10 protein-coding genes and 1 pseudogene are annotated in these 7,055 nt (G+C 72.3%); 2 read left to right on the top strand and 9 right to left on the bottom strand.

Features of this window, described 5'->3' with window-relative positions:
• Together ABZE72_RS14825 and ABZE72_RS14820 are read right to left on the bottom strand one after the other, a co-directional pair.
• On the bottom strand, window positions 1-311 hold a 311-nt coding region (locus ABZE72_RS14825; RefSeq protein ID WP_372729803.1), incomplete at its 3' end, for a hypothetical protein.
• A gap of 2 nt (window positions 312-313) precedes the next feature.
• A complete protein-coding gene (locus tag ABZE72_RS14820) occupies window positions 314-1,138 on the bottom strand; it encodes a ParA family protein (protein WP_372729802.1) in 825 nt (274 codons plus the stop codon).
• Window positions 1,139-1,198: 60 nt separating this feature from the next.
• Here ABZE72_RS14820 and ABZE72_RS14815 point away from each other — a divergent pair, with 60 nt between their 5' ends.
• Entirely contained in the window at window positions 1,199-1,978 is a 780-nt protein-coding gene (locus ABZE72_RS14815) for an SDR family NAD(P)-dependent oxidoreductase (RefSeq protein WP_372729801.1), read from the top strand.
• Between the two features lie 10 nt (window positions 1,979-1,988).
• Here ABZE72_RS14815 and ABZE72_RS14810 read toward each other — a convergent pair whose 3' ends face one another.
• The 6 genes from ABZE72_RS14810 to ABZE72_RS14785 form a co-directional block, all read right to left on the bottom strand.
• Window positions 1,989-2,864, bottom strand: a complete 876-nt coding sequence (locus tag ABZE72_RS14810; RefSeq protein WP_372729800.1) for a PHP domain-containing protein — start codon at window positions 2,862-2,864, stop codon at window positions 1,989-1,991.
• 26 nt (window positions 2,865-2,890) lie between these two features.
• Window positions 2,891-3,541: a DUF6758 family protein gene (locus ABZE72_RS14805; RefSeq protein WP_372729799.1), complete on the bottom strand. Its 651-nt coding sequence runs from the start codon at window positions 3,539-3,541 to the stop codon at window positions 2,891-2,893.
• 48 nt (window positions 3,542-3,589) lie between these two features.
• Window positions 3,590-3,892: a hypothetical protein gene (locus ABZE72_RS14800; RefSeq protein ID WP_372729798.1), complete on the bottom strand. Its 303-nt coding sequence runs from the start codon at window positions 3,890-3,892 to the stop codon at window positions 3,590-3,592.
• 3 nt (window positions 3,893-3,895) lie between these two features.
• Window positions 3,896-4,426 (bottom strand): MaoC family dehydratase, encoded by a 531-nt coding sequence (locus tag ABZE72_RS14795; protein ID WP_372729797.1) that lies wholly within the window; start codon window positions 4,424-4,426, stop codon window positions 3,896-3,898.
• Window positions 4,427-4,521: 95 nt separating this feature from the next.
• Window positions 4,522-5,565 (bottom strand): hypothetical protein, encoded by a 1,044-nt coding sequence (locus ABZE72_RS14790; RefSeq protein ID WP_372729796.1) that lies wholly within the window; start codon window positions 5,563-5,565, stop codon window positions 4,522-4,524.
• 27 nt (window positions 5,566-5,592) lie between these two features.
• Window positions 5,593-5,778, bottom strand: coding sequence for a DUF5302 domain-containing protein (locus ABZE72_RS14785; protein WP_372729795.1), 186 nt, complete (start codon window positions 5,776-5,778; stop codon window positions 5,593-5,595).
• A gap of 154 nt (window positions 5,779-5,932) precedes the next feature.
• Here ABZE72_RS14785 and ABZE72_RS14780 point away from each other — a divergent pair, with 154 nt between their 5' ends.
• Window positions 5,933-6,427, top strand: a complete 495-nt coding sequence (locus ABZE72_RS14780; RefSeq protein WP_372729794.1) for a DUF6174 domain-containing protein — start codon at window positions 5,933-5,935, stop codon at window positions 6,425-6,427.
• Here the strand turns inward: ABZE72_RS14780 and ABZE72_RS14775 are convergent.
• Window positions 6,404-7,055: pseudogene (locus tag ABZE72_RS14775) on the bottom strand (hypothetical protein); the annotation flags it as partial. The gene ABZE72_RS14780 and the pseudogene ABZE72_RS14775 overlap by 24 nt on opposite strands.

Here is a 7,055-nt window from a genome sequence, read left to right as displayed (position 1 = left end):
GGCTGACGCTTCACGAGGGCGGCAGGGCTGGCAACAGGCTCGCGAGGCTCGGGGGCGTCCTGCGCCTCCGGCGCGACCTCGCTCCCCCGGCCGGCCGGGTCCTCGACCACAGTGGACGACGCGGCACCGGCCGACAGGGCACCGGCCGACGCGGCACCGGCCGACGCGGGGCGGTCGAGCTCGTGCGAGGCCGCCGAGGTGAGCACCCCGGTCGAGCCCAGCACGGCCACCACGGTCACCGCCATCGCCGACGCCGCGGCCGAGATCCGGCCGTACCGCGGCCGGACCCTCGACTGCCGGTGGCGACCCACGACTAGCCCTTCGCGGGCTTCGCGGACTTCGAGGGCACGGCCCGGGGGCGCTTGGCGCGCTCGACCAGGTTGACCGCGACCTCGCGGTAGGCCTTGGCGCCCTTGTTCGACTTCGCAGCGGTCGACAGGATCGACCGACCCGCGGCCGGGGCCTCGGCGAACTTGATCGTCTTCGGGATCGGCGGCTCGACGACCTCGAGCTGGTAGGTCTCCGAGATCGTCTCCAGCACCGTGCGCGAGTGGTTGGTCCGGCCGTCGTACAGCGTGGGCAGGACGCCCCAGACCTCGAGCTTGCGGTTGGTGAAGCGTCGTACGTCGTGCACGGTGTCGAGCAGCTGGCCGACCCCGCGGTGCGAGAGCGTCTCGCACTGCAGCGGCACGAGCACGCCGTTGGCCGCGGTGAGTGCGGCGACGGTCAGCACGCCGAGCGAGGGCGGGCAGTCCAGCAGCACCCAGTCGTAGCCGGCGTCGCCGAGGTCCTCCTCGATCCCCTCCAGCGCGGACTTGATCACGTGCTCGCGACCGGTCCGGGTGAGCAGGTCGGCCTCGGCGCGGGCCAGCTCGATCGTGGCCGGCAGCAGGTCCACGCCGTCCTCGGTCTCGAGGATGACCTCGAGTGGGTCGAGCCCCTTGGTCAGCACATGGTGCACCGACAGTTCGAGGTCCTCGGGGTCGATGCCCAGCGAGAACGTCAGGCAGGCCTGGGGGTCCAGGTCGACGAGCAGGACCTTGTGGCCGAGCTCGACGAGGGCCGCTCCGAGGGAGGCAACCGTGGTCGTCTTGGCGACGCCACCCTTCTGGTTGGCGATCGCGAGTGTGGTGGTCATCGGGGCACATCATGCCGGACCCGGTTGCCGAGGTCGGGGAGGCACCTGTTTGCTGGCCGCATGTCGTCCGCGAACTCCACGCCCGGAACCGCCCTGATCACCGGCCCCACCGCCGGGATCGGCCGCTCGTTCGCCGTCCACCTGGCCGAACGGGGCCACGACCTCGTGCTGGTCGCCCGCGACGTCGTCCGCCTCGACCAGCTCGCCGACGAGCTCCGTTCCACCTACGACGTCTCGGTGGAGGTGCTGGTGGCCGACCTCGTCGACCGCACCGACCTGGCCCGGGTCGAGGAGCGGCTGGCCGACCGCGCCGCCCCCGTCGACCTGCTGGTCAACAACGCCGGCTTCGGGATGAAGAACCGCTTCCTCGACAACCCGGTGGAGGCCGAGAACGCCATGCTCGACGTGCTCGTGACCGCCGTGCTCCGGTTGAGCCACGCCGCGCTGGGCGCGATGGTGGAGCGCGGCCGCGGTGGCATCATCAACGTCTCCAGCGTGGCGGCCTTCCTGCCCCGCGGCAGCTACAGCGCCTGCAAGGCCTGGGTGAACAGCTTCAGCGAGTGGGCGGCCACCGAGTACCGCCCCCGGGGCGTGACGGTGATGGCGCTGTGCCCCGGCTTCACCCGCACCGAGTTCCACGAACGGATGGAGGTGGGCCGCGACGCCGCCCCGGCCTTCCTGTGGCTCGACGCGGACGACCTGGTCACCGAAGCGCTGGACGACTTCGCCCAGGGCCGGACGATCTCCATCCCCAGCGCCCGCTACAAGGCGATCACCGCCGCCACCCGGCTCGTGCCGAACCGGGTGCTCCAGCGGTTCCAGTCGATGGGCCGCAAGTAGCCGGATCGGCTCAGCGACCCACCATGGGCGGTCCGGCGCGACCCGACCGCGCCGCCGCGGCGGCCGCCAGCTCGAGCAGGCGGTGGTACTCCTCGGGAGCCGTGGTGTTGCAGCCGAGCTCGTGGCCGACCTTGCCGGCTCCGTGGTGGTCGCTCGACCCGGTGACGACGAGGCCGAGATTGGCCGCGATCGCCCGGAGCCGTTCCCGGGCGCCGGCGTCGTGGTCCTGGTGGTCGACCTCGAGGCCGACCAGGCCGGCCGCCACCAGCCCGGCCAGGGTCGCCTCGTCCGGTCGCTCCTGGCCGTGTCGGCCCCAGGGGTGCGCCAGCACCGAGACTCCCCCGGCCTCGGAGACCAGGCCGATCATCTCGGTCAGGTCGGCCGCGTGCCGGTCGGCGTACGCCGGTCGCCCGGGGTTCAGGTAGCGGGCGAAGGCCTCGGTCCGGTCCCGGACCACCCCCATGGCCACCAGGGTGTCGGCCACGTGCGGGCGCCCGGTCGCGGCCGCGCCGGCCTGTCGGCGTACTTCGTCGGCCTCGATGTCGATGCCCTCCTCCCGGAGCCGGGCGACCATCGCGGGCAGCCGGGAGTTCCGGCCGGCCAGGATCTGGTCCAGCTCCTCGACCAGCGGCGGGTACGTCGGGTCCGGCAGGTAGGCCAGCAGATGGGCGCCGCGCCCCTGGTGTCGAGTGCTGATCTCCATGCCGCAGACGAGCTCGATCCCGACCTCGGGGGCGGTGAGCCGTGCCTCCATCCAGCCGTCGGCCGTGTCATGGTCGGTGATGGCCAGCACGTCGAGCCCGGCCTCCGCGGCCGCCCGCACCAGCTCTGCCGGGGTCTGGGTGCCGTCACTGGCCCGGGTGTGGGCGTGGAGGTCGATGCGCACGGGGGGAAGGATAGTCCCGCGCCTGCTCACCACTGCGGCGTCGGGCCACCGAACGGGAGCTCCAGCAACGAGGGCCCCAGGTGCGACACGTCGCGCAGACTCCAGTCGTCGCGCAGCTGGAGCAGGGCCGCAGCCGGGCGCAGCACCAGCCACAGCCAGCGGCCGCCCGCCTCGCCGACCACCACCGATCGGTCGAACTCGCGGTCCGAGGAACTCGTCGAGGCGATCCACAGCGGGATGCTCTTGCCGTCCACGAACACCCGGGCCGAGGGCGGGCCGGAGCCCACCTCGCTCCCCGGGCCCATCCCGATCAGTCCGGCGCACCGGGCACCGAGGCCGGTGCCCGGCTCCTCGGCGACGACCAGCACGTCGATCGGGCCGTCCGGGTCGGCGGCACCCGAGCTGCACGTCATCGTGGCCAGCGCGGAACGGTCCTGCGCGGTCCCGACCACGCCGAAGTCCGAGACGGTCCACCCGGGACGCATCGGCCACGGCAGGTACGTCGGGAACCCCCGCGAGGCACCGAGGTGCTCGGTGAACACGCTGTACGACGCCTCGCCCGGGCGCCACAGCGGACGAATCGGACCGTGGTCGGGACACGACCACTCCGAGTCCGCGCCAGGATCCGACCTGAGGACGGGCATCGGACAGCGTGGACAACCCGCCGCTAACGACATGCCTCCACGGTGGCCGGGAGAGCCCCCGACGTCAAGGAACCCGTGCGGTCAGTGCACCCCGGCCATCAACCGCCTGATCGGGCGGACGAAGACCAGCACCAGGAGGCCGACGGTGATCGCACCCAGCGCCACGAACAGGAAGTACAGCGCCAGCAGCGGGGCCTGGTTAGCACCCTCGGGCATCAGCAGGAAGGGCAGGAACGCCAGCCCCATCACGATCGCGCCGAGGTCGAACTTCACCGGGGTCGCCGGCTGCCGCGAGCCCAGCCGGGTCCACATCGCGGCGAACACACCGGCGAGCGCGATGATGAAGACCGGGTTGATCGACTGCACCCAGGAGACGGGCACCACCGATCAGCGGGTGGGGCCCGCCCAGTTCTTGTCCGGCTGCGGCACCGGCCGGCCGGGCTGCTCGCCGCCACGCTGCTCGAGGTAGCTGTTCTTCGGCACCATCACCTTGCGGCGGAAGATGCAGACCACCTTGCCGTCCTGGTTGTAGCCGATCGTCTCGACGTAGACGACGCCCCGGTCGTCCTTGCTCTTGCTCTCGGTCTTCTCCAGCACGGTGGTCTCGCCGTACAGGGTGTCGCCGTGGAAGGTGGGCGCGACGTGGCGCAGCGACTCGACCTCCAGGTTGGCGATCGCCTTGCCGGAGATGTCGGCCACGCTCATCCCGAGCAGGATCGAGTAGACGTAGTTGCCGACCACGACGTTCTTGCCGAACTGGGTGGTCTCCCCGGCGTAGTTCACGTCGAGGTGCAGCGGGTGGTGGTTCATCGTGAGCAGGCAGAACAGGTGGTCGTCGTACTCGGTGACCGTCTTTCCGGGCCAGTGCTTGTAGGTCGCGCCGACCTCGAACTCCTCGTAACTGCGACCGAACTGCACGGCATGCTCTCCTCTGCTGGTGGGGCGCCCGGACGGGCGGCCCCCATCGTGCCGAACTCAGCGCCCGGACGGGAAGCCGTCTCGCGTGGCGTTCCTCACCCCGACGCGCCGGCGGAGTCCACCAGCAGCCCGGCCAGGCCGGCCAGCGCGGCCTGGGTGACCGCACTCTCCGGCACCTCCTCGGGGGTGATGCCGGGTACGGCGACCGGGGTCAGGTCGTCCCACGACCCGACCAACCGGACCCCGAGCTCCTGCAGGCCCGTCACCATCGTGCGGGCCTCCTCGCGCACCCAGGCGTGGACCGGCAGGCCCAGCGCAGGTTCGACGTCGCGACGCCGGGCCAGCACCGACTTCGCCAGCCGGTGCTTGCGCAGGCCCGAGGCTGAGGCGCCGGTGATGCCGTGCTGCTCGGCCAGCAGCACGTTGAGCCGCTGCAGCGCCATCGTGGAGGCCAGACCCAAGGAGGCGTTGTCCCCGCGGCTGGGCGGCAGGTCAGCCAGGTCGAGACCGGTCGCCTCGCCGAACCGGCCGAGCAGGGCCTCGCGGTCGCCGCCGGGCGGCGGCAGGGTGACCAACGTGACCGCGTCGGCCCCGACCACCCGAGCCCACTTGCGCGAGATCCTGACCAGGTCCTGCTGGCGCCAGAACGTCCCACCCGGGCTGCTGCGGTCCGTCGAGCCGCCTGCGGACGGGCGCCGCTCCTGCGCCCCGGCCAGGTAGTCGGACCAGGTCCACGACCGACCGTTCTGGACGGTCTCCTGCCACATCGCGGTCAGGCTGCGATTGAGGTCCCGAGCGGTCACGACGACCTCGACCCGCGCGCCGGCGAGGTCGGCGACAGCGCGTTCGGCCACCGCCGGCCGGACCGGGCCGAGGTACTCCATCGAGACCACGGCCGTGCCGTCGAACGCGTTCACCTGCTCGGTCAGCCGGCGCCAGTGCCGCCCGGCCTTCTCGGAGGACTCGGGACCGACCGACGCGGTCAGGTCGCGGACGGCACGGACCTGGTGGCCCCAGGCTCGACCCGGCACCAGGATGCCGCGCTCGCCGAGCAGTTCCTGACCGGCGAAGAGCCGGCCCTGGAGGTGGCTCGTGCCCGACTTCATCGCCCCGACATGCAGGACCACGCGCTCCGCCATGGGCGGAACCCTAGTCCCCGGGCAGGATCAGGAGCCGCCGCCGCCTGCCTTGCGCCGGTGCATCTTCGGGGCACCGCCGACCACCTCGGAGCCGTGCGCCTTCTCCTTGGTGGGGCTGTCCTGGTGCACGCCGCGTTCGTGGGAGTTCTTCCGGTCGAGGGCCTCGCGCATCTTGGCCTTGAGGTCGTCGTTGGAGCCGTCGGTGCCGGGCATGGGTGCCTCCACGAGTGCGATGGGTGTCTGGGGTCCACAGTGACACCCCTGGCGGCCGGCGTCGACCGCATTGCCCCGGACCTCCCCCGCATCGCCGCCGGTGTGCTGGACTGGGGAGGTGCAACCGATCCCGGCTCCGACCCGTCGAACTCCCATGAAGGTCCTGCTGCTCGTCCCCGGTGCCCTGCTCGCGCTGCTCACCGCCTGCGGCGGGGACGGTACGACGGTCGCGGACCCCGCAGCGTCGAGCACGGGGTCGCCGAGCCCGACGGCGGAGGAGTCGGAGACCGCCTCGAGTGGCGTGTACCCGTCCTACGCACCCACGGACTACAGCTACACGTTGAGCGTCAGCTGCTTCTGCCTGGACGCCGGCGTCCCGATCCGGATCCGGGTCGAGGACGGTGAGGTGACGCGTGCGGTCTACGCCCGCGGGGGCCGCGGCGTGCAGAAGGGCGCGGACGCCGACGAGTTCCGGCGGATCACGATCAACGACGTGATCGACGCGGCCAACGACCCGCGGGCCGAGAAGGTCCAGGTGGAGTGGCCCGAGGGCCAGGACCACCCGACCAGGGTCTCCATCGACCGCAGCGAGATGGTCGCGGACGACGAGATCACCTACGAGATCTCAGCGGTCAGCGTCGCGCGCTGAACGACGGGCCTTCTTCGCGCCCTTCAGGGTGAGGCCGCGCAGGGCGTCCACGGCAGCGTCGAGCCGGTCGGCCTCGGGGACCCGCTCGGGGTCCACCCCCGGCACCGCCACCGGCGTGAGCTCGGCGAGGTCACCCACGACCCGAGCGCCGGACTCGGCCAGCCGCTCGACGATCTCGCGGGAGCGGCGTACCAGCCAGCGCGGCGGGTCGAAGCCGATCGGAGGACTGTCCGTACGGCCGGCCAGCGCCTGCTTGCCGAGCCGGAACTTGACCAGCTTGTGGTAGATCCGCGGCGGCAGCTCGTCGTCGACGAGACGTTCGTTGAGCTGCCGCAGCACCAGGGCTGAGGCGGCGTCCAGCGAGGTGTTGGCGCGCGGCACCTCGGCGTACCCGTCGGCGGGCAGGCCGACCGCCTCGCAGAACCGCTGCCAGAGCAGGCCCGCAGGCGCACCGGGCCGGGGCACGGTCACCAGCGTGACACGGTCCGCGCCCACGCCCTCGACCCAGTTGCCGACGATGCGCGCCATCCCCTGCTGGCGCCAGAAGGCGCGAGCCGGCCGCTGCTTGCCGTCGAGCAGTCGGACGTAGTCGCCCCAGGCGACACTGCCGCCGTTCTGCAGGCTCTCC

It is taken from the genome of Nocardioides sp. (assembly GCF_041600255.1).
In the GTDB taxonomy this organism is placed as follows: Bacteria; Actinomycetota; Actinomycetes; order Propionibacteriales; family Nocardioidaceae; genus Nocardioides.
The sequence above is the reverse complement of the archived record's forward strand: the minus strand, read 5'-3'. Positions and strand labels throughout refer to the sequence as shown.

Excerpts from the sequence above, each read along its gene's own strand:
- ABZE72_RS14820 (WP_372729802.1), bottom strand. The coding sequence starts at position 1,138 with ATGACCACCACACTCGCGATCGCCAACCAGAAGGGTGGCGTCGCCAAG.
- ABZE72_RS14815 (WP_372729801.1), top strand. The coding sequence starts at position 1,199 with ATGTCGTCCGCGAACTCCACGCCCGGAACCGCCCTGATCACCGGCCCC.
- ABZE72_RS14805 (WP_372729799.1), bottom strand. The coding sequence starts at position 3,541 with ATGTCGTTAGCGGCGGGTTGTCCACGCTGTCCGATGCCCGTCCTCAGG.
- ABZE72_RS14790 (WP_372729796.1), bottom strand. The coding sequence starts at position 5,565 with ATGGCGGAGCGCGTGGTCCTGCATGTCGGGGCGATGAAGTCGGGCACG.
- ABZE72_RS14785 (WP_372729795.1), bottom strand. The coding sequence starts at position 5,778 with ATGCCCGGCACCGACGGCTCCAACGACGACCTCAAGGCCAAGATGCGC.
- ABZE72_RS14780 (WP_372729794.1), top strand. The coding sequence starts at position 5,933 with ATGAAGGTCCTGCTGCTCGTCCCCGGTGCCCTGCTCGCGCTGCTCACC.